Below are 18,600 nucleotides of genomic sequence, written 5' to 3'. Positions count from 1 at the left end.
AAGCTTATTACTTTAGAGAACTATTATACATTATGATAAATTTAATCATAGTTAGACACGGGGAGGCTGAGCCCCAGGTGGACGGTACTGATGACAAGGACAGGAAACTCATAAAGAAAGGTATAAAGCAGATGAAGAGAGTCGCGTCATTACTTGACCAGATGGACTACACAATCGACAGGTATCTGACCAGTACGTTAATGAGGGCTTATCAGAGTGCTGAAGTCATATTAGACGAGTTGGGTGAGGACCAGGGCAAGATAGAGACCCTTAATGAGCTCAACCCTGACAGGGACCCGATTGAGTTCATAAACAGACTCAAAGACCTGGACAACATAAGTATCCTCATTGTGGGGCATGAGCCTTTTCTCTCCCACTTGATAAAGAGCCTATGTGGGGGTAATGTGGAGATGAAGAAGGGTGCCCTTGCCGTTGTGGAGTATGACTCCAAGGAGGGTAAAGGGCAGTTGAAGTTACTACTTAACCAGAAGGTAATGAAGTTGATGTGAATGCGATATGCGGTAATAGACACAGGTTATAACTCCACAAGATTGTGTATTTACGACCTTTTCCCAAACCAGACTTTCAGGATTTTAGGCTCCCAGAAGTTGTTCTTGAGGCTGGGAGAGGGGGTAAAGGAGGGCTCCCCCATTTCTCCTGACAGGGTAAACGAAGCTGAGAAAGTCTTCAAGTCATTTAGGGCAATACTTAACAAGATGGGTATAAGGGACGTGAAACTAGTTGGGACAAGTGCTTTCAGGTATGCATCCAACGGCAACCAGGTTGCTGAACTACTGTCAGAGATTATTGGGGTTAAGATGAGAGTCCTCACAGGGGAAGAAGAGGGGGAGATGTCTGCCGTAGGTGTGCTGAATACTCTCCCTGTGGACTCAGGGGCAATGTTTGACCTTGGAGGAGGGTCACTTGAAGTGGTCTACTTTGACTCTAGGCAGGTGAAGGAGGTTTACCACTTTGACCTTGGGGCACTGAAATTAGCTAGAGAGCTGAAGGACGAGAGTGAGCTTAGAAAGAGGATAAGGAGTGAGCTCTCAGTGTTAAAACCCATAAAGGGAGTACTGGTCGGCTCAGGGGGGAATATAAGGGCAATAGCGAAAATGGACGCCAGAGTATCAGCCTTTCCACTTAAGTCAATCCACGGTTATGTAATAAAGACAAAACAGATAGGTAAGTACTCTAAGGTGTTAATGAACCTTGACCCAGAGGAGAGGGAGAACTTACCTGGGATAAGTAAAGAGAGGTCATACACAGTACACACAGCCTCAGTTGTTATTGAGGAGTTAGGGAACGCGTTAGACAGTCCAACGATCATGATCTCATCCTTTGGTCTGAGAGAAGGTGTCCTGATGGAGAGAGTCTTTGACAACCCCAGGGAGAGGTGGTTAGAGTCAATAGCTTACTGGTTTAATGTGGATCCGCCCTGGGAGTTATACAACTACTTCTCTGACCAGTATATGAAGGTGGCGTCATATATATCAGGTATAATGAGGATGACAGGGTTTTTAGATCCATATGAAATGTGCCACAAATTCACCAAATACGCTGTGGTACCTGGGTTTACGGCAAGTGAAATGGTCATGGTGTCCCTCTTGTGTAAAGCCTCTACTGGGGAGTTGAAGAAAAAGAGTTTAGGCTCACTGAAGAGTGTCACAAACAAGTCTGAAGTCCTGAAGAAGGGGAAGGAGATAAGGAGGGTAGTAGAGTCGTCAGTGGCTGGTGTGCTATGAAGGGGATTCTCATAGCCTTTGAGGGGATAGACGGTTCGGGTAAGTCAAGTCAGGCTTCTCTGCTCAAGAGCTGGTTGTCAAAGAGGAGGTACACTTTCATAACAGAGTGGAACTCATCTGAGTGGATACACGACATCATAAAGGAGGCTAAGAAGAAGAACCTATTGACCCCACTGACCTTTAGCCTGATCCACGCAACTGACTTTGCCGACAGGTATGAGAAGTACATTTTACCCATGTTAAAGTGTGGGTTCATTGTAATAGCCGACAGGTACATATACACTGCCTATGCAAGGGACAGTGTGAGGGGGGTTGACATTGAGTGGGTTAAGAAGCTCTACTCCTTTGCTGTTAAGCCGGACATCACTTTTTACATAAGGGTTCCGTCTGAGGTAGCACTGAAGAGGTTGAAGAGCTCAAGGAGACAGATCAAGCCAACAGAGGCTGGGGCTGATGTATTCCCTAACCTCACCCCTGAGGAGGGTTTCATAAAGTACCAGTCGTCTATCATAGAGGTCTACGACAGGATAGCTGAGGAGAACAACTTTGTTGTAGTTGACGGCACAAAGGATCCGAGACAAGTACAGAGTGAGATTAGGGGGAAGGTGATGGAGTTATGGAGAAGGGAAGGATTATAGCCATAGAGGGTATAATGAGTTCAGGTAAGACCACTCACGTCCAGAGCTTAAGGGACTACCTAGAGGACAGGGGATATGTGGTGGCAACCATAGGTATACAGTCGTCAAAGCTGATGGCAGACGCTATTGCAAGTGTTAAGAGGGACATTGTCTTCCAGAGAAGGACACTGTTCTTAGCCTATGTAACTGACCTAGCAGACCAGACTGAGAATTTAGTGAAGCCCTCACTGGACTCAGGTTTTATTGTTATAGCTGATGGTTATGTCCTGACACTGGAGGCTTGGGCTCTGACCAGGAGACTGGAGAGGGAGTGGGTCGAGGGAGTACTCTCAGTACTGCCTAAGGCATCCCTCTCAATTTCATTGATATCGCCCCCCACAGAGATAATGAGGAGGATGATAAAGAGGAAGGGGTTTCTTGACCCGCTGAGTGAGAGCGTTGACCTGAACGTGAAAGAAGACACCTTTTTGGCGTACAGGAAGTATGTGAAGGAGTTTCAGAGTCGCTTGAAGTCGATTTCCCCAAATGTCCTAGTTACTAAAAACAACGTGAACGAAGTGAATAGAGAGATAGAGAGGTTAGTGAGGGAGGAGCTAAAAATTGACACCTGAAAGGTATGCCAACGCTCACCTTATTAAGTTCCTCCTTATAACAGGTATATCTCAGGAGGATATACACGACGCTAGGGTAGAGCTCAGAAAGTACTTGATAATAGCCAGAACAACATATAAGTTACACAACAACCCTGAATGCGTGTTAAAGGCAAGTAGGTTGATGAAAAGGCTTGGGAAGATAAGGGACATGGACATCTTAGCCTGTGTCAGGAGTAATAGCAGAGATGAACTAGCTAGGGAGACTGTGAGTATGTTTCAAATCATGAGGAAGTACCTGCTCCCAAGACTTTACGGGAGCAGACTTTTAGTTGTGGAGAGGATTTATAACGACTACAGGAGGTTAAGGGAGGAGGTGGAGTTTCACTCTATTAGGAAGATAGTGAGGGAAGTGAGGTTCCTAGTGGAGAGCCTTGACCTGAGCTCAGATGTGCTGAAGGACATATCGCAGGAACTGGGAAGTATGAGGGACAGCTATCTGTTCGACAAGATATGTTTAGGAAAAGATGGTGGGTTTGATGAGGAGAGGGTGAAGGAGCTTAAGGAGAGAGCTTTAGAGGATATTGTGGAGAAATTGAGACTGACTAACTTTAAGCACTTGAAGGTGTGATAGATTGGATGGAGTGGCTAATGAGGTTAAAAGTGAAAAATTGCTCTGAGATTGTACTGAGTCATCTTAGTTTTGCGTTTTGGGATACCGTTTGTCCCCATGTAAATTAGGATAGTTTTGATCACTCCGGTGTAGAGGACGGTAGTGTGAAAAATTTGAAGCAGTTAAGCTAATTCTTGCACATCTCTTATGAATTTAATACACAACGTATTAAGCATGTATCACTGGAGTTAAATCCCAAAGTCCTTTTACCTTGAGGTAAACAGAACTCATCACAAGTGAACGGGATCATCTGCTGAATGGGAAAATTTTAATCCACAGGAGTAAAATGTAATTAATAGATTGTTGGTTACTAAAGGCTAAATTCTTTACGAGAAAAGGTAAGAAATTGCAGACATTGTATCTCATAAACTACCTGATGACCTTTCTCGTCACGGATTATCTTATAATAACCTTCAAATCCCTCTTACCTCTCATGATTGCGGCAGAGCTAATTCCATGGATATTTATATTTAGATATAGTGGTGGTTACGTGATTGTGAGCGAGAAGGGGTTAAAGTATAATGAGATTAGGGTACCGCTCTCAGAGATCGAAGATGTGAAGGTGATGAGCGTTAAAGATGGAACAGGTGACATAAAGATAGTGTGGAAAGAAGGGGAATTGCTCATAAGAGACGTCATAGGGGTAAGAGATTTAGCCCAGACAATTGACAGGTTTAAATTGTATGTAATGAGTTCTAGAGTGTAAGTTTAAAGTCTCATATTTTCCTCTCAGGTGAAGCAACCTTTTTCCATCCCAAGTCCTGTCAGATGTTACAATATCCACTATAAGGTATAAATGGAATTCTCAGGGTCTCTGCTCGGAAAGGCTCCAATGGAGACTAGTCACTTCCACCAAGTGTATCCACAAGACTCTCAATATACCTGTGGATCTTAAAACCACCTAATACTCCAACACCCATCATAGGTAGAACGAGAATATAGGAGAGTGTGTCTCAGACACTCCTAGGATATGGATGAAAGTAAGCAGTGTAAACATTAGAATTATGAAAATAAACACGGCATAGGGAATTAGGTAAGTCGTCCTTAACATTAGTCTAACATAATATCTTAGAGATCTATAAATTAGTCCTTCTACATTGCTAAGCCCTTTGTAAGCTTTCCTATATGCATACTCTTGAATTTACTTATTTGCTGGCTTTTTTGGCTATGAATTCTTTTTCAGATCTGAAATAAGCTCTAAAATTCCATTTTGTAATATTAGAAATACCTCAACCATTTTTAGTGAAATATTTTCTTCAGTAAAAGGTTCGGTTACCAAATCATCAATAATTTCCTCTGCGGTCATTTTTCTTACTTGATCAATTGCCTTATTCAAATCATCCAGCGCTTTAGCTTTTACCATTACCTTATCCAAATCATCCTCATATAAAATTTCATAGATTCCAAAAGTTAAAAATATAAGAGCACGCCCAAATTTCTGATCAATATTTTCTTCTGTGAACGGCTCATTTATTAAATCTCCGATCATTGTTTCTTGAAAGTTTTCATTATTCATATTTTTATTCGTATTTTATAATATACACTTAGACTTATATAAATATTTTGCCTTTTTACCAAACTTTTAAGAAATAATTTGAAAATTTATGGTTCACTTAGTTCATATTATTATTTATAATTATTAATTATTTTAATCAATATTTACTATACTTATTTTTACTATACTCTTATTTTTGAACCAAAATCTGAACCAACTATGAACCAGTGGTACACTTATGTAAACAACGTATTTTGGCGTAATTAATGAAATGAAAAGTTAATTATTTTTATTCGTCATGCTTATGAAAATCGTTTTAGGCATCTTTGAAATTTAACATGAGTTCCAATTTTTCATAGTAAGAAGGCATCAGAGAGCTTTAAAAAAAGGCTAAAAATTAAATTTGGATCGTTTAAATCGTTTGAAAATTAAGTTTTCATCCAAAATAAGGTAAAAATACTTAATTTTAAGGTGAGGTCTCAAAAACCACGATAAAATGGAGGATGGAAAGCAAATTTAAGGCTAAAAAACCATGGTTGTAAATTGGTTATTAATTTGGTTTTCAATGGAGCCATGATTTCCAATCATGGATATAGTTGTGCTATGTAATGCTATAGTTTTTCAAGTTCATTTTCGTATTTTCTCTTTAGTTCTTCATATTTCTCTTTAGTGATCCTTCCATAATTATATTCTTTTTCGAGATCTCTTAGAGCCTCCTGGATCTTCTCTATGTCTATGTATTTTCTTATGGCATCATCTATAATGGCTTTAACTCTAAATGGGTCGGAGATGTTCCATATGGCAAGGGTCCCTTCCCTAGCCTGGGGGATCATGACATTCCCACCATGCCCTGGAGTGCTGAACGTTATACTTCCATAGTTTAATAGTCTCCCCAAAATACCTTGATTAACCGATGCGTCTGTTATCCACTCGTTTCTTATTTCGTAAGAATGTCTCGAGCCAATACCATACTTAACATATATCCTATGGCTTGTCACTAAGTAATCCGAAGATTTGACGACCAAGTATGGAACTCCGAATATTATGTATAGTCCTATAAGGATAAAGATTAATCCTTCTACCCAACCAGCCAGCCCAAAGAGATTTATAACTCCAAGGCCAAAAAGCAAAACTAGAGCTCCCATAAACATGTAAGGCCAAGTGGACTTCCAACTAATCCTACCGTACCAGTAAGGGCGTTCTCCCTTTATTAAAGTGAAACCCTTTGGAATCATGGGGTGGCTTGTTGATGTTGTTGTGCGGGGTTGTTGTGCGACCTGTTGTTGTGTTTGAGGGAACTGATAGCCGCATTTTATGCAAAACGTTGCAGAATCATCATTTAGTGTACCACAATTTGGACAATATTTAGTCATTTATATCCCTCCTAACAATATGCCTCCTAACAATATGTATGAGTTTCTAATATATAATTATTTCTAATTGCTATTTTTAAAAGCTCTATAACAATCTTAAAATTATTTATGGAAATTTTTATTTATTATATGCTCTATTTATAACACTATTTATTAAAGAAATATATATAATAATAAAAAAAGTGACCACATTTAATTTTGTTAGCATTAATGTATATTCTTTTTGTTGGATTAGAGGGTAGTCTAATTGTAAATATTATGCATTACATAATTTATTAACACAAAACAAAGGTTTTCCAGTATCCTTTTACAGGCAAAGATAATTTTTTAAGTAATTCATTTCTGCATATTATTACCACCAGGATCTGTGTACTATATATAAATTCAAAAATATATATTATAGGTTAAATTTTTTTAAAGATTATAAAATAAAATTGATTACAAAAAATGAAAATAATTTAATTATTAAATATGTATTCGATTATAAAAATAAACAAATCCTCTATATATCCCACCCATCCGATATCAATTACGCCAACAAATACCTTGTTTATGTAGTCTCCTATACAGAGAAAATCGCATTTAACTATAAATACTCCTAACAAAGGGTTAATTAGGGAGGAAATCAGTGATGTTTTCTCACTCTTTCAATGACCTCGTTCCTGTATGTTTCCTCTCCACATACATTTAATACGGTATTATTTATTTAAGTCTACCTCAATTATCTCCATAAGTGAGGAGGTCTACTAGCTCATAATAGATGCTTATTATATCTTTGAGAATTCATTTAATAGAGTAAAATAGTGGGTTAAACAGCCTTTTCTGTGATTATTTATGAGAGGTGTGGGTTTTATCTCACTAGAACTAAATTGTCTAATTTTCTTACTGTTAAAGGAAAATATAGGACAATAAAATTTCTCTTTGACCTCCTCTAAAAGTGAGGAAGAATAATTTGCCTCTATCACTGAGAAGTGACTGGACTGGTTTGCTTAGGATCTTCGTAGGGATTAGTAGTGTCGTAGGTGTGGGGCTACTACCCTTTCCTCTCACAGGGGTTTTTGCTGTCAATGTTTAAAATTCCCACCAAAATTTATTAACTTCTAGGGGTAGAAGTTACTTCTAGGGGTAGAAGTTGCTGTTCGACCCAACACCGAAGGACAACAGGGAAGACTTCTTCGACAGAGACAAGGAAATAGACAGGGTTAAATCCCTCTCCTCACCCATTACATTAGTTCTAGGACTCAGGAGAACAGGTAAATCCTCTATCATAAAGATAGCACTTAACGAGTTAGACTCACCAAGTATATACATAGACCTGAGGAAGTTTGAGGTCATGGCATATATCTCCTATAAAGACCTCTTACTTCAGTTGGAGAGAGAAGTGAGGAAACTCACAAGGAAGTTCCCTTCCCTGGTGGACTTCTTAAAGGGGGTCAAAGGTGTCAACATTGCTGGAAACGAGATAAGGTTTAACTGGGGGGTAAAAAATAGGTTAAACTTCAGTGAATTGTTGGAGACACTAAATGACTGGGCAAAGGACAGGGTCATAATAGCCTTTGACGAAGCCCAGGACCTGATAAACCTCAGAGGAGTGAACCTACTCTACTCATTAGCTTATGCATTTGATAACCTACAAAAGGTGAGGATAATCATGAGCGGAAGCGAGATGAGGTTGCTCTACAGGTTTTTGGGAATCGAAAATCCAAAATCACCGCTCTTTGGGAGGGCAATGAACGAGGTAGAGCTGAGACCATTTGACCACGAGGAGAGCATTGAGTTCTTAAGGAGAGGTTTTGAGGAGGTCAATGTGGAGTTTAGGGACTATGAAAGGGTGTATGAAGAGCTGGGAGGAATTCCAGGGTGGTTAACGTATTTTGGCTACTACTTCGTCCAGACAAGGAACTTAGAGGAAAGTATGGAGAGAACGCTTACGAGGGCTAAAGAGTTAATAATAGAGGAGTTCAACAATTTCCTCTCTAAGAGGATAATAGCTAAGGAGAGGTATAGGGTAATAATGAAGAGAATAGCAAGTGGTTGTAGTAGATGGAGTGAGATAAAGACCGCTGTGGAGATCTATGAGGGCAGAGAGATAAGCGACTCAGAGATCTACAACTATCTTAACAACCTGATGGACTCATGGTGGATAATAAAGGACGAGGAGAAAAATGAATATTGTCCTTCTGAAAAACTTATAGGGAGAGTATTTAGGTCTTGAGTGACAGACGTAAGCTCTTGATGTGATAACCTAACATATTCTCTCGTCAAATTTGGACAAACTACTATATCTTACCCAACTTGAAGAGACTAACTCCAAAAAAACATGGTAAAAATAAATTTAATGCTAATCTTCACGTTGGTATTTCAACAAAATAGCGTACCATAGGCCATTTGTTCCGATTAGTATCAGCTTTACTCGATATTACAGTTCTGTCAAACCCCTTAACTAGACCACTAGTCCTCTCAAGAACATTTTTAATTCTTGAACACTATTATATCAGAGAAATGAATACTGACGAAACTTCCAAAAATTATGACGAGATGGGTGAACAGAATCCTTCCCGAGAGCAGAGTTACATTTATCACTTTAACAGAGGTCTCGCTTACTTCAACCTGAACAATTTCGGTGAAGCTATAAGGGAGTTTGATGAGGCTATCAGGCTGAACGCCTTCCACGCAGACAGTCATTACTACAAAGCCCTGTGTCTAATAGCTCTGCAACGGACTGGGAATGTTAACTTCAACGCAGGGATTTCGGAGTTATATGAGAGGGCAATAAAGGAATTTGATGAGGCAATAAAAATAGACCCTAAGAACCCTGAGTACCACTATCAGAAAGGCTTAGCGCTAGAGGTCTTGGGTAGACAGTACGAGGCTTTGCTGGAGTATCAAGACGCAATTAGGTTAAACCCCAACAACCCTGAGTTCTATTACAGGAGAGCGATTATTCTTCAGGACCAGGAGAAGTATATTGACGCAATAGCTGAAGTGGAGACTGCCATTAGGTTAAACCCCAAGAATTCCACCTACTATTTTAGGAAAGCTCTTCTCCTGAAATCCCAGGGCAAATTGAAAGAAGCCCTTGACCAGTTGGACAGGGCTATATCCCTCAACCCCCAGGTGGCTGAATATTATTATCAGAAGGGGTTAATATTAAAGGATCTGAAGAGGTATGACGACGTAGTCAAGAACTATGATAATGCGATAAAGCTCACCCCGAATAACCCTGAGTACCACTTCAGGAAGGGAGTCCTCTATTACGAGTTGGGAAAATACGAGAAGGCTGTAATGGAATTAGAGGAGAGCGTCAAACTAAACCCGAATAACCCTGAGTACCATTACCAGTTAGGACTAGCTCTTTTCCATGTTATGATGTATGAGGACGCTGTGGAGGAGTTTGATAAGGCTGTAAAGCTTGACCCACAAAACCCCCTATATTACTACTACAAGGGTAACGCATTAAAGGCTCTGTGGAAATACGACAAAGCAATAAAGGAGTACGACAAGGCAATAGCACTTAACCCCAATGATCCCCTTCCCCATTACCAGAAGGGTGTAGTGTTAAAGACACTAGGTAAATACGAGGAGGCTATTGTGGAATTGGATGAAGCAATTAAGCTCAACCCAGATAACCCACAGTATAAGATATCCAGAGATGAGGTAGAGAAGACGCTAGAGGCTCTACGTAAAATGAGGGGAAAGAGGAAGTGATATAGTGCCAGTGCAGAACGTAGTGGTGTAAAACTCTCTTATCATGCTTTTCACTCTGAGGGTTCTCGCAAGTGAGTTTCATGAGTTAATAATAATTTTCTACATAAATATGATATAAATTGTAAATAATTATATATTACTTTAATCGGTTAAAGGGTTAGAAATAAGATGGGAAAGGTGTTAGTAAAACTTAATCAGGTAAGTTTGATAATTACTTATGCAGAGAATTACACACCCGTTTGGAAAATGAGGAAAGCCTCCTCTTCAGGGCGGGGATGAGGTCAGATAAAAGTCCTTCTACTCCCCAGTTTTTATCAAAGGTTCATAGTTTGAATAATAATTTTTAAATTTAACACATGAAAACTCTTCTACTCATATTTATATTTAAATATAAAAATAGTGAGCCACAAATTAAAACGATTTTTATTGGACGTTACTGTAGGTATTCCGACTTTAGGGAGAGACTCCCTTTACCCCTTGTTGAGAAAATTGAGATCATGGAAGGACGTGGAGGTGCTGTTAGTGTACAAGGGAGAGGTGAAGACAAAGGACTATAACAGGGCGATAGAGCAAAAGGAGGGGTACTATGAGGAGGCAATAAACATCATATTCAGGGAGTCCCACTCCTCAATCCTTCTCATAACTGATGACGACGCTATACCCTCCGACACGTGGATCCAAGACCACGTCTCATTTCATGAGAGGAATGAGAAAATAGGTGTAGCCTCAGGAGTAGTGGAGGGTAAAAAGTGGATAAACTACCCCAACTTCACGTTTCAACTGTTCAAGGACACGATCTACATGGAGGAATATGACCACAGGTTTAAGGACTATGTGGGGTACTTAACCAAGACAGGTCTCTCGGTTGATAGGAGACCCCATGACTCGAAAAACCTAGAGAAGACCTTAGCCATAGCAGGGGTCAACATGAGCATCAAAAAGGAAGTGTATAGTAACCTGAGTGTACCTGAATACAGCATTAGGGGAAGCTATAACGAGAGTCTAATTGCTATCGAGGGGATAAAGAGGGGATACCATTCAGCGATCTTCAATAAGGGTAAAGTAGTTCACACCGGTGAAGAGTCACTCTCCAGAACAAACCAGGGGTGGTCGACCAAATATCTGGCAGTGGAGAAACACACCTTTCCGTATGCTGTAAACTTCTTCTTAAAAATAGATAGTAGACTACTGGAGGATTTCTCCAGGAGGGTTCAGGGAGAGGCTAAAACTGGTTTAGATTTGGCTCTAAAGGGGATACTCCACCATATGGACCCCCACAGTTTCAGGGAGGAGCTGAGGAGTATCTACTTGAGATTGAAGGAGGAGAGTGAAAAACACTAATAGTCACTTAAAAGGGTATCTCCCAATAATTCACTGCATCGAGTGTAGTACTACTAACCTGATCTATACTCATATCTCTGTATCTTAACTTTAAAGAGAACGTATGAGAATATCCAGGCTAGTGCGAATGACCCAATTATTATTATTCCCACATTTTCCCACCAGACGTCGGAATTGATTGTGCCTATTAGACTCCAGAAAGGTCCGCTGAAGTTAAATTCTGACTGTAGTAGTCCAAGTATCTCCAGTGTACCCACCAGAAAGGCTACAATGATAGAGATAAGGGTCATACTCAGGTTATACCACACCTTCCGTAGGGGGTTTCCTAGGAAAGCCCACTTATAAGCACCGTTCATGAAGAGCCCATCTGTAGTGTCCACAAGTGTCATTCCAGCAGTGAAGAGGAGGGGATAAACTAAGAGGTACCACAGAGGTACCTTAGAGAAAAGTACTGCAGAGCTGGCACTTATCGCCAGTAGAGCTGTCTCTGTGGCTGTGTCAAAGCCTAAACCGAATAGGAAACCTATCACATAGAGGTGGTATTGGCTGTCCACAATCCTAAATAGTTTGCCGAAAAATCTGTTCATGAACCCTCTTCTAAGTAAGACCTCGTTCAATTTTCCCTCATCTAATCTACCGCTTTTTACCTGTTTAAAGATACCGTAAATCTCTAGGAGAACCAGAAAGTTAAGAAAACCTATGATGTACAGGAAAAATCCGCTTATCAAGGTGCCAAGGGTGGAGCTAACGCCTTGAATAGAGCTTATGTTGTCCAACAGCCTACTAGACAGCATGATCACGAGGGACAAGACAATAACTATCGTTGAGTGTCCCAACGAGAAGAATAGACCTGTAAAGGTAGAGGGTTTGTTCTCTTGCACTAGTTTCCTTGTTGCGTTGTCAATAGCTGCCAAGTGGTCTGCATCAACTGCGTGTCTTAGACCAAACACGTAAGCTAAGAACCCTAGGGCAAATAAGGTGGTCGAGGAACCTCTGAAGACTACGCTACTGTTAAAAAACGAGGATAGTGTCTCAAGCCATATGAAGAGTACAGCAGTTATGGTGAGTTCTGAAATGAAGAAGAGAACCAGTTTCGGGAAGGGGGTGTTTTTGTTTTGCATGAGGTATGGATAGCCTATCCATTATATATTTTTATGTTTAATTGTAGAAGTAAAGCGCAGAAGGTAATTTGTCGTTTCAGTGATTAGACACCTTCCCCGGGCTGATTAACTTTAATGATGTAACTTGCAGAGAGGGAAAAAGATATAATCCAGTTGGAACGCGAGGGCTCGGCTAATGAGGTTTTCCTCAGCTCTCAATACACTCTTGTCTTACCATTTCACCTTTAACATGTCTGAATTACAGAGTTAGTATTTAGTTGTTTTTCCCTAAAATTACATAAATTGCAAAAATGTTAATTAATGGTATATATATCCTTAAATCTTAAATTAGCCTATTCCACTAAAATAACTTAGGTGTTTCAAATGAGTGAAGAACTAAAGTCCAGACAACCTGATGAGACTCTAGACGTGAGGGGAGAGTCATGCCCCGTACCGGAAATGATGGCAAGTAAGAAATTGAAAAAGATGAAACGTGGGCAAATTCTTGAAGTTTTGACAGATCATCAGCCAGCTGTAGATGTGACACTACCCTCATTATGCAAGTCTCATGGCTATCCTTATACTGTAATAAAGGAAGGTGACATATACAAGGTCAGGATATTGAAGGTGGATTAACTCCATGCCAGCAATGGAACTGACACCAGTTTTTTCTTATGGTTGGTCAACTGTCTTCGCAGTATTCGCGATATCAGGTTTTATTCTGGGTTGGACTGCACAGAGGGGAAATTACTGTTTTGTAAACGCCATGACGTCAATATTCACAGTCAAAAGCTATGAAAGGTTCGGTGCGTTACTAATACTTTTCGGGCTGTCAGCGTTAGGGGCAGGTCTCCTAGTCAGCTTCGGGTTGATTCCGGCAAGTGACCAGTACTATTTCAACTACTTTTCAGGTTGGTATGTGGTAGTTGGCTCAGTAATCTTTGGATTTGGTGCAGCCCTAGCTGGTGGTTGCAATCTGTCTATGCTTTACAGGGCAGCATCTGGATATGTTCAGAACTGGATAGAGCTGTTTGGAATGATGATAGGCACTTACATTTTCGCTATAGGGATATGGCCATTTCAGCTCTACACCATGGAGAATGGTATACTTTCAACTACGTCAGGTGGATATGTTGAATACGTTCCCTACTTATTATTTCATAATATCTCAAACACCTCAGTGTTAGCTGTCACACTCATGTTTTCAGTTCCACTTATAGGAATAGGGTTATATCTTCAAAGATACACAAGATCCAAGTGGAACAACGCTAACAGTAGGTTTCCCACAAGTTTATCGGGAATGAAATTGTTCAGTAATGTCCAAACTCCATCTATTCCCTCACAGAAGGTCAAGCTTAGTGAGTCTGCAAGGGATATGATACTGATGAGGAAACCATATGGGGAGAACCTGTCAACAGTGATTCTAGCTTTAGACATGTTGCTGGTCTTCGTTGTGGGGGCGGGCTATACTTTCAACTACTTAGTGATTACTTCCTCTGACGGAGGTAGGTTCTTCGAGTACTTACTGATGTTGGCTAATATCCATCTCTTCTTAAACACACCATGGTTTAATGATTCTCTACCCATTATAGACCCAAGTGTACTAATGGTCATTATGCTGTGTGTAGGAGCTTTTCTAGCGTCTTATTTAAGCGGTGACTTTAAGATAAGGGTTCCCAGGGAGAAGAAGAGACTGCTAATAGGTTTTTTAGGAGGAGTACTCGTTGGGATTGGAGTGAGAATGGCTTTAGGGTGCAATGTTGGGCTGATGTGGACGAATTTCGCTCAATTAGGCTATGATGGAATACTGTTTCTTTTTGGAATGTTGGGAGGTGTTTATTTAGCCATAAAGGTACAGGAGAGGTTATGAAGGATGAAGAACATCAGAAAGCTTTTGGCTCCTATCGTGTTTTCCCTCTTCATGATAGGCTGGTATGAGTTCAGTGAAATTTACTTGAGTAGCTCTAATGTGATTGCACAATACAATGGTGACTTTTCAGTCTATGTAACACCGCCACAATTTCAAGGCTATCTCACTGTAACACTCTGGGTGTGTTACTTCTTTGTCTACGTGGGACTAGCACTGTTCTGGTATAATTTGGTGAAAATGGTACAGGAGGCTGAAAACTTTAAGGTGACCTTTGGCTTAATTGACGTGGTGTCGCCAATAGCGATTGCACTGGAGATTATGTTACTCTTTCTGGTGGGGAATTCCATAATAGGGCAGAACATGATAGTTAGAATGGCAGGCTACTCATCTGTTATAGCCTGTCTTATGTGGTTTTGGTACTCCCTAGTAAAATATGTGAGGGTGAAGGTTCTTGGATGACCTGTATTCATTCTTCATGATATCAGGAGAGTTAGAGAAAATATATATGGGGTTTATAACAGCTATTGGGTATGCCTCCGCAGGTAGTAAAGTTTACATGTTCTTTACGATGGACGCACTGAAGGCGTTAACTAAGGAGTCTGAGAAAATGGCTTTGCCAAATGCCAAACCCCTTAAGTTCTACATAGACAGCTTAATTGAACTTGGGGAAAATGATGTGGAAATCGTTTCCTGTGAATTTGGAATGAGGGTTAAAGGGTATAGAAAAGAGGACTTATTGCCTTTCGTCAAAATAAGTGGGGTATCAGAGTTCGCGTTAAAGAGCTCAGAGTCCAAAGCTGTATTAGTCTTTTGATGACTGGGCATGATCTCCTGAACGATCATGGGTTAAGTAATAAATGTTTATAATTCCCTCTACACCCATCACTGAATACAACGCCTGCTCGTCAAACAACCTAATGTCATCACTCTCAAACCTAGCTCCCAATAACTTATTACTGTCAAAGAGAGCCGTAAATAACCAACCCCTACCCTCAGGGGAGGCAACAATCAATAATAGGTCGCTTACGTTTAAGAGGTCAGCGGTTATCTTATCCACTTTGATCTGCTTTACGATCTTATCGAAATAAGTGTATAACTTAGCTAACTCTCTTTCGTCTCTCATAATATTTTTTACATCCTCTAGCCTGATCTCCAGACTCTTATCTATTTTCTCACACACGAAGATAAATGAGGCATAGTCACCCATATTTCTTACTTCATACCTACAATTAAAGATCCTAGCGACCTCAGGTAGAGTGTAGAATATAGCCCCAGGATGATCTACTAAGACCTCAATAGGTTCATAACGTCTAGCACTCAATATTGCCTTTTTGGTCTTTATCTCAGGTACCGGACATACACTTCCCCTTAGATCCAACGTAATTGCAGGTTTGGTCCTAAACAGGTCCATTAGGATTTGACTACTTACTGCTGTATTTGTGGAGTGTATATTCTTACAAATGAACTTACCGTACTCTTCTATATTCTTGGCAATCCTGAACTCCAAGGCAGACAAGGGTAGTCGTAATACGGAGGAGGATATAGTCCTCACTTCTACTTCTCTCCTCTCGGGGTAGAAAACTACATAAATACAAAATTTTCCGTTCTTCTCTATTATATCAATCGAATTACCCCTCACATTAACAAGTACCTCAAACACCCTCCTCAGAATCCTGATTTTGCCGATATATCCAAAGTCAAGCTTTTTCACACCACTCAACGAATACAGTCTGCCATACCTCTGAATATCAAGGAGCGGTGAACAGTCTTTCACATCTAATTTTATCTTCATACATTTGTATAGTATGTATAATCGTATATAAATATTGTAAAATAAGGAGTTTTTTGTTTTTAAAATATTGATTTAGAGAAAGACGGTGAACTTGATATCTGACTGATCATACTCCCTCAACGGATTTTTGTAGCACGCGTAACTATGCCTAAATTTAATGATAGATATAACTGACTTCCTCCCCGCCCTGAAGGTGAAGATTTCCTCACTATGTAAGCTTCTAAATTTATATTGAGATTGAGCGTATCTAAATACATGGAGATTAGAGATGAATGTGGATGTATCTTGAATAGAAAGTATGCGTCAGACTTTCTATCCAAGAGAGTATTTAAAGGTAGGAATGGCAATAAGATAGGAGAGGCTATAGTAGAAGGTAGGAAAATTCAACTATACTATGACAAGAAAAATAAGCTACTTTGGTATGATAGCACAGAGTGCCCTTTGACAATTATCACCCTGGAGGTAATCTGTGAGGAGTTTTCAAAGAACACTAACCTTGACTACGAGAAAGCGATTAAAGCATTGAGAAGCGTTAAAGGATTTACAATTAACAGTTTAGTTGAGAGGATAACAGAGAAGGTGGTGAGGATAGTTGAAGAGGGTATCGTACATAGTTGAGTCACCCTTAGGTAATTACATATTGGGACAAATGATAGTCCCTCAAATGGAGGAAAACAGGCACTATGTGGAAGTCAAGGGAATGTTCTTTATAGACAACAACGTATATCTTCTTATGAAGGGAAATCCGCTTGCAGAGAGGTTAGCAAGACTGAGCAGGGAGAGGGGCATATACTTACAAGCCTGTGACCAGTGTACTTACATGAGGAATCTTGCTGATAAACTTATTGAGGAGGCAAAGATAGGCTGTTTTCCGGACTTTTATAAAAAGGTAATAGATGAGACAGATTTTATTATTACAATATAATTTTTCATGGAAATGAAAAAATAGGTTTATAAAAAGGTTAGATTTTTATGTGGTACTTATGAAATAAAATTGTGAACTACAAAGTACTCTTATTAATAGGGTTTTTGGTGATCATAGCAATTGGTTTTGGCGCAGCTTACATAATGCTTAAATACTCACCCTCATCCACTTCAAATACAACATCGTCCGTCACTTCTTCATCTCCGACAACTGGTTCGTCTACGTCCCAGTCAAACAACTTCTACTTCCTAGTCCTAACACAAAAGGGAATAGGAATGATAGTGAACCCATTTTCTGCCTCCTCTAACTTCTTAGGATTTCAACACATAATTAACATATCCACCAGCGTGCCGACCCAGGTCTACTGGTGGGAGGAATTACCGTATAACTCCATGGTGACCTTGAATCAGCTCATTTTCGCCCCCTTGAATAACGGTACAGTGTACGTCTTTAACACGTCCACCATGAAGGTAGTTAAGACCTTTGCTGTGGGCAACTCAATAGGATTCATTGGTGTAGCCTACTCACCTGATATGAAGTATGTTGGTATAGCTGATGGACCATCTGGAGTTGTGGAGGTGATTAACTCAAATAACTTGCAAGTGGTGTGGAACAAAACTTTCGTGTCCCCAACAGGGAGGACTTACTACCCATGCGATATAAGGTGGAATCCAGCAAACCCAAACGTCTTGATAATCCCAATGAGGTACAACAACAGTGTTGTAGAGATGAACGCTACTAATGGTCAGATAATAAAAGTTCTATCAGCCTCACCAGGTTCTCAACCTTACATGATAAGTCCTAATCTTCAAGGTAACCTCCTTGCAGTGGAATATGTTGGTAATAACTCAGTAGGTTTCTATACCTTGCCAGACTTTACGTTCAAGGGGATAATTAAGATGCCGGGAAACATGGTTCCACAGCGTGGTGTGTTCACTCCTGATAATAACTACTATCTGGAGGCTCCTTCAAATGCCAATGAGGTAATTGCGATCTCGACTTCCTCCTTTAACATAGTCAAGAACATAACATTACCTTCAACATCATCACCTGGTCTGGCAGACATTGAGCTGGCTCCTAACGGAGGCTATGCATATGTGCTAATTCATGGTAATGTACAGACAGGTGGTATAATTATACTGATATCTTTGTCGTCGTTAAGTGTCTCTTATGAAGTCCCATTAACGACAGCCCCTGCAATAGTGCTACCAGTAGAAGTAAACACTGGAAACTATCTCGTGAATAACGTGTTAGAACCACCAGTCACTGGACTGCACTGTTGAGGTGAGGGAATGAAGAGTAAAACGAAGGCGATTAACCCGATTTTTTACATTTTTATATTCTTCTATG

General features: G+C 40.1%; 21 protein-coding genes. 17 read left to right on the top strand and 4 right to left on the bottom strand.

Annotated elements, in window-relative coordinates:
• The first annotated feature begins 32 nt into the window (after window positions 1-32).
• From SUSAZ_09290 to SUSAZ_09265, 6 genes are all read left to right on the top strand, one after another.
• On the top strand, window positions 33-509 hold the full coding sequence (locus SUSAZ_09290) for a phosphohistidine phosphatase (protein AHC52080.1): 477 nt from the start codon (window positions 33-35) through the stop codon (window positions 507-509).
• A complete protein-coding gene (locus SUSAZ_09285; protein AHC52079.1) occupies window positions 510-1,745 on the top strand; it encodes an exopolyphosphatase in 1,236 nt (411 codons plus the stop codon). It abuts the gene before it with no gap.
• Window positions 1,742-2,383, top strand: coding sequence for a thymidylate kinase (locus SUSAZ_09280; GenBank protein ID AHC52078.1), 642 nt, complete (start codon window positions 1,742-1,744; stop codon window positions 2,381-2,383). The genes SUSAZ_09285 and SUSAZ_09280 overlap by 4 nt, the downstream gene beginning before the upstream one ends.
• Window positions 2,362-2,994, top strand: a complete 633-nt coding sequence (locus SUSAZ_09275) for a thymidylate kinase (GenBank protein AHC52077.1) — start codon at window positions 2,362-2,364, stop codon at window positions 2,992-2,994. The genes SUSAZ_09280 and SUSAZ_09275 overlap by 22 nt, the downstream gene beginning before the upstream one ends.
• A complete protein-coding gene (locus SUSAZ_09270) occupies window positions 2,984-3,604 on the top strand; it encodes a hypothetical protein (protein ID AHC52076.1) in 621 nt (206 codons plus the stop codon). The genes SUSAZ_09275 and SUSAZ_09270 overlap by 11 nt, the downstream gene beginning before the upstream one ends.
• Window positions 3,605-4,079: 475 nt before the next feature.
• Window positions 4,080-4,352 carry a hypothetical protein gene (locus SUSAZ_09265; protein ID AHC52615.1) on the top strand — a complete coding sequence of 91 codons (273 nt, stop codon included), beginning with the start codon at window positions 4,080-4,082 and terminating at the stop codon, window positions 4,350-4,352.
• 459 nt (window positions 4,353-4,811) lie between these two features.
• Here SUSAZ_09265 and SUSAZ_09255 read toward each other — a convergent pair whose 3' ends face one another.
• Both SUSAZ_09255 and SUSAZ_09250 read right to left on the bottom strand, forming a co-directional pair.
• Window positions 4,812-5,162, bottom strand: coding sequence for a hypothetical protein (locus tag SUSAZ_09255; protein ID AHC52614.1), 351 nt, complete (start codon window positions 5,160-5,162; stop codon window positions 4,812-4,814).
• A 590-nt stretch (window positions 5,163-5,752) separates the two neighbouring features.
• Complete coding sequence (locus SUSAZ_09250) at window positions 5,753-6,376, bottom strand: hypothetical protein (GenBank protein ID AHC52613.1); 624 nt, start codon at window positions 6,374-6,376, stop codon at window positions 5,753-5,755.
• A 1,270-nt stretch (window positions 6,377-7,646) separates the two neighbouring features.
• On the opposite strand from SUSAZ_09250, the gene SUSAZ_09245 reads away from it, so the two are divergent.
• From SUSAZ_09245 to SUSAZ_09230, 4 genes are all read left to right on the top strand, one after another.
• Window positions 7,647-8,729 carry an ATPase gene (locus tag SUSAZ_09245; GenBank protein ID AHC52075.1) on the top strand — a complete coding sequence of 361 codons (1,083 nt, stop codon included), beginning with the start codon at window positions 7,647-7,649 and terminating at the stop codon, window positions 8,727-8,729.
• A 287-nt stretch (window positions 8,730-9,016) separates the two neighbouring features.
• Window positions 9,017-10,222: a hypothetical protein gene (locus SUSAZ_09240; protein AHC52612.1), complete on the top strand. Its 1,206-nt coding sequence runs from the start codon at window positions 9,017-9,019 to the stop codon at window positions 10,220-10,222.
• Between the two features lie 168 nt (window positions 10,223-10,390).
• A complete protein-coding gene (locus tag SUSAZ_09235) occupies window positions 10,391-10,501 on the top strand; it encodes a hypothetical protein (GenBank protein ID AHC52611.1) in 111 nt (36 codons plus the stop codon).
• Between the two features lie 147 nt (window positions 10,502-10,648).
• Window positions 10,649-11,563, top strand: a complete 915-nt coding sequence (locus SUSAZ_09230) for a hypothetical protein (protein AHC52610.1) — start codon at window positions 10,649-10,651, stop codon at window positions 11,561-11,563.
• Between the two features lie 53 nt (window positions 11,564-11,616).
• On the opposite strand, the gene SUSAZ_09225 is transcribed toward SUSAZ_09230, so the two are convergent.
• On the bottom strand, window positions 11,617-12,684 hold the full coding sequence (locus SUSAZ_09225; protein ID AHC52074.1) for a nickel transporter: 1,068 nt from the start codon (window positions 12,682-12,684) through the stop codon (window positions 11,617-11,619).
• Window positions 12,685-13,047: 363 nt separating this feature from the next.
• On the opposite strand from SUSAZ_09225, the gene SUSAZ_09220 reads away from it, so the two are divergent.
• From SUSAZ_09220 to SUSAZ_09205, 4 genes are read left to right on the top strand one after another with little or no spacing between them, the layout of a single operon-like run.
• Window positions 13,048-13,299 carry a response regulator SirA gene (locus tag SUSAZ_09220; GenBank protein ID AHC52073.1) on the top strand — a complete coding sequence of 84 codons (252 nt, stop codon included), beginning with the start codon at window positions 13,048-13,050 and terminating at the stop codon, window positions 13,297-13,299.
• A gap of 13 nt (window positions 13,300-13,312) precedes the next feature.
• Window positions 13,313-14,533: a transporter gene (locus SUSAZ_09215; protein AHC52072.1), complete on the top strand. Its 1,221-nt coding sequence runs from the start codon at window positions 13,313-13,315 to the stop codon at window positions 14,531-14,533.
• Between the two features lie 12 nt (window positions 14,534-14,545).
• On the top strand, window positions 14,546-14,992 hold the full coding sequence (locus tag SUSAZ_09210) for a hypothetical protein (GenBank protein AHC52071.1): 447 nt from the start codon (window positions 14,546-14,548) through the stop codon (window positions 14,990-14,992).
• Window positions 14,985-15,347 carry a peroxiredoxin gene (locus SUSAZ_09205; protein AHC52070.1) on the top strand — a complete coding sequence of 121 codons (363 nt, stop codon included), beginning with the start codon at window positions 14,985-14,987 and terminating at the stop codon, window positions 15,345-15,347. The genes SUSAZ_09210 and SUSAZ_09205 overlap by 8 nt, the downstream gene beginning before the upstream one ends.
• On the opposite strand, the gene SUSAZ_09200 is transcribed toward SUSAZ_09205, so the two are convergent.
• Window positions 15,336-15,911 carry a response regulator SirA gene (locus SUSAZ_09200; protein ID AHC52069.1) on the bottom strand — a complete coding sequence of 192 codons (576 nt, stop codon included), beginning with the start codon at window positions 15,909-15,911 and terminating at the stop codon, window positions 15,336-15,338. The two genes, SUSAZ_09205 and SUSAZ_09200, sit on opposite strands and share 12 nt — an antisense overlap.
• 669 nt (window positions 15,912-16,580) lie before the next feature.
• Here SUSAZ_09200 and SUSAZ_09195 point away from each other — a divergent pair.
• The 3 genes from SUSAZ_09195 to SUSAZ_09185 all read left to right on the top strand — a co-directional run bounded on the left by SUSAZ_09195 (window position 16,581) and on the right by SUSAZ_09185 (window position 18,533).
• Window positions 16,581-16,943 carry a hypothetical protein gene (locus tag SUSAZ_09195; GenBank protein ID AHC52068.1) on the top strand — a complete coding sequence of 121 codons (363 nt, stop codon included), beginning with the start codon at window positions 16,581-16,583 and terminating at the stop codon, window positions 16,941-16,943.
• A complete protein-coding gene (locus SUSAZ_09190) occupies window positions 16,918-17,250 on the top strand; it encodes a DsrE family protein (protein ID AHC52067.1) in 333 nt (110 codons plus the stop codon). Before SUSAZ_09195 ends, SUSAZ_09190 begins: the two co-directional genes overlap by 26 nt.
• A 71-nt stretch (window positions 17,251-17,321) precedes the next feature.
• Window positions 17,322-18,533: a hypothetical protein gene (locus SUSAZ_09185; GenBank protein AHC52066.1), complete on the top strand. Its 1,212-nt coding sequence runs from the start codon at window positions 17,322-17,324 to the stop codon at window positions 18,531-18,533.
• Window positions 18,534-18,600 lie beyond the last annotated feature (67 nt).

The sequence above is a fragment of the Sulfolobus acidocaldarius SUSAZ genome (assembly GCA_000508305.1).
GTDB lineage: Archaea > Thermoproteota > Thermoprotei_A > Sulfolobales > Sulfolobaceae > Sulfolobus > Sulfolobus acidocaldarius_A.
Note: the sequence above shows the minus strand (reverse complement) of the source record. Positions and strands in the feature narration are given on the sequence as shown.

Excerpts from the sequence above, each read along its gene's own strand:
- SUSAZ_09290 (AHC52080.1), top strand. The coding sequence starts at position 33 with ATGATAAATTTAATCATAGTTAGACACGGGGAGGCTGAGCCCCAGGTG.
- SUSAZ_09285 (AHC52079.1), top strand. The coding sequence starts at position 510 with ATGCGATATGCGGTAATAGACACAGGTTATAACTCCACAAGATTGTGT.
- SUSAZ_09280 (AHC52078.1), top strand. The coding sequence starts at position 1,742 with ATGAAGGGGATTCTCATAGCCTTTGAGGGGATAGACGGTTCGGGTAAG.
- SUSAZ_09275 (AHC52077.1), top strand. The coding sequence starts at position 2,362 with ATGGAGAAGGGAAGGATTATAGCCATAGAGGGTATAATGAGTTCAGGT.
- SUSAZ_09265 (AHC52615.1), top strand. The coding sequence starts at position 4,080 with ATGATTGCGGCAGAGCTAATTCCATGGATATTTATATTTAGATATAGT.
- SUSAZ_09255 (AHC52614.1), bottom strand. The coding sequence starts at position 5,162 with ATGAATAATGAAAACTTTCAAGAAACAATGATCGGAGATTTAATAAAT.
- SUSAZ_09250 (AHC52613.1), bottom strand. The coding sequence starts at position 6,376 with ATGATTCCAAAGGGTTTCACTTTAATAAAGGGAGAACGCCCTTACTGG.
- SUSAZ_09240 (AHC52612.1), top strand. The coding sequence starts at position 9,017 with ATGAATACTGACGAAACTTCCAAAAATTATGACGAGATGGGTGAACAG.
- SUSAZ_09235 (AHC52611.1), top strand. The coding sequence starts at position 10,391 with ATGGGAAAGGTGTTAGTAAAACTTAATCAGGTAAGTTTGATAATTACT.
- SUSAZ_09225 (AHC52074.1), bottom strand. The coding sequence starts at position 12,684 with ATGCAAAACAAAAACACCCCCTTCCCGAAACTGGTTCTCTTCTTCATT.
- SUSAZ_09220 (AHC52073.1), top strand. The coding sequence starts at position 13,048 with ATGAGTGAAGAACTAAAGTCCAGACAACCTGATGAGACTCTAGACGTG.
- SUSAZ_09215 (AHC52072.1), top strand. The coding sequence starts at position 13,313 with ATGGAACTGACACCAGTTTTTTCTTATGGTTGGTCAACTGTCTTCGCA.
- SUSAZ_09195 (AHC52068.1), top strand. The coding sequence starts at position 16,581 with ATGGAGATTAGAGATGAATGTGGATGTATCTTGAATAGAAAGTATGCG.